The 2,062-nt window shown below is 61.4% G+C and carries 3 protein-coding genes; all 3 read left to right on the top strand.

Translation table 11 applies throughout. The features are described 5' to 3' along the window. Positions 1 to 199: LytTR family DNA-binding domain-containing protein (locus ACTG4J_RS10900; protein ID WP_439139461.1), on the top strand; the 199-nt coding region annotated here is incomplete at its 5' end. A 4-nt stretch (positions 200 to 203) separates the two neighbouring features. Then, a complete protein-coding gene (lipB, locus tag ACTG4J_RS10895) occupies positions 204 to 863 on the top strand; it encodes a lipoyl(octanoyl) transferase LipB (protein WP_439139459.1) in 660 nt (219 codons plus the stop codon). A 200-nt stretch (positions 864 to 1,063) separates the two neighbouring features. After that, the coding region (locus ACTG4J_RS10890; protein ID WP_439139457.1) for a cbb3-type cytochrome c oxidase subunit I at positions 1,064 to 2,062 on the top strand (999 nt) is incomplete at its 3' end.

Here is a 2,062-nt window from a genome sequence, read left to right as displayed (position 1 = left end):
CTTGGCCGATGCGATTCGCGAGGCAGGCGCGCATGCCGGTTTTGAGGTCCACCGCTCCCACTGGGTCGCGCGGGGGCATGTGGTCTCTGTCACCCGCAAGGGGGATGGTGCAGTGTTGGGCATGTCGCACGGGGCCGATATTCCCGTGAGCCGGGCGAACATGCCCAAGATCAAGGAGGCCGGGCTTTTGCCCCGTTAGCGCGATGGTCGAATGGATCACATCGGAGGGCTTGGTCGCCTATGACACGGCGCTGGACTGGATGCAGGCACGCGCCGCCGCCATCGCCGAAGGCACTGCCGATGAGGCGATCTGGTTCTTGGAGCATCCCCCCCTCTATACCGCAGGCACATCGGCCAAACCCGCCGATCTGAGCGACCCCGACCGCTTTCCCGTCATCGCCACGCGGCGCGGTGGGCAATATACCTATCACGGGCCGGGGCAGCGCGTGGTCTATGTAATGCTCGACCTGAATCGGCGCGGGCGCGATGTGCGCGCCTTTGTCCAATCGCTCGAGGCATGGGTGATCGCCGCGCTCGACGAATTCAACATCAAGGGCGAGATCAGACCAGGCCGCGTCGGTGTATGGGTCACGCGCCCCGACAAGCCTCCCCTGCCCGATGGTGCCGCGCGCGAAGACAAGATCGCAGCCATCGGGGTGCGACTCAGTAAATGGGTCAGCACGCATGGTTTGGCCATCAACCATGACCCCGACCTGTCGCATTACACGGGGATCGTACCTTGCGGCATCACCGGTCACGGGGTCACCAGCCTTGTGGATCTGGGGCTGCCCGTCACGATGGATGACCTGGACCTTGCGCTGACACGCAGCTTTCACAGGGCTTTCCCGGATGGGGGGCGCTGAACGCTGCCCTTGCACCAAGCGCAAGCGGCATTTTCAACGCGCTTTGATCTGAGACAATTTTCCTCACCCCAAAGCGCGACTGATTGACGCCAACAACATTGCGGCACTGACAGGACCGCCCTAGAAGGGCATCATCACAAAGCGGAGAGCCGCGGCCTTGGCCGTTGTTGCCGCCGACGAGCGACAGACAGGAGTTTCACATGGCAGACGCCGCCATTTCGGGGCATGACCACGAACGACCGGGTTTCTTCACCCGTTGGTTCATGTCCACCAACCACAAGGATATCGGGATTCTCTACCTGTTCACTGCAGGTATCGTAGGTCTCGTATCCGTCATCTTCACCGTCTACATGCGGATGGAGTTGATGGAGCCGGGCGTGCAGTACATGTGCGCCGAAGGCGCGCGCCTGACCGCGGCCGCGGTCGAGGATTGCACCCCCGATGGCCATCTTTGGAACGTGATGATCACGGGCCACGGCGTTTTGATGATGTTCTTCGTCGTCATTCCCGCGCTGTTCGGTGGTTTCGGCAATTACTTCATGCCTTTGATGATCGGCGCGCCGGATATGGCGTTTCCGCGTCTGAACAACCTGTCCTATTGGCTTTATGTCGCGGGAACCAGCTTGGCCTTCTGCGCTGTGTTCATCGATGGTGGCGCAGGTCCGGGATGGACCTTCTACCCGCCGCTGTCATGGCAGGACGCGCCAACAAGCCGCGCGGTTGATTTCGCGATCTTCGCGGTTCACGTTTCGGGCGCAAGCTCGATCCTTGGCTCGATCAACATCATCACCACCTTCCTCAACATGCGCGCACCGGGCATGACGCTGCACAAGGTGCCGCTGTTTGCTTGGTCGATCTTCGTCACCGCTTGGCTGCTGCTTCTGTCGCTGCCGGTTCTGGCGGGCGCGATCACCATGCTGCTGACCGACCGCAACTTCGGCACGACCTTCTTCGACGTGGCAGGTGGCGGTGATCCGGTCTTGTTCCAGCATATCTTCTGGTTCTTCGGCCACCCCGAGGTCTACATCGTGATCTTGCCGGCCTTCGGCATCATCAGCCACATCGTCTCGACCTTCTCCAGAAAGCCGGTCTTCGGCTACCTGCCGATGGTCTATGCGCTGGTGGCGATTGGTGGTTTGGGCTTCGTCGTCTGGGCGCACCACATGTACACGGTGGGCATGACGCTGAACCAACAGGCC

It is taken from the genome of Roseicyclus sp. (genome assembly GCF_965662675.1).
In the GTDB taxonomy this organism is placed as follows: domain Bacteria; phylum Pseudomonadota; class Alphaproteobacteria; order Rhodobacterales; family Rhodobacteraceae; genus Roseicyclus.
Note: the sequence above shows the minus strand (reverse complement) of the source record. Positions and strands in the feature narration are given on the sequence as shown.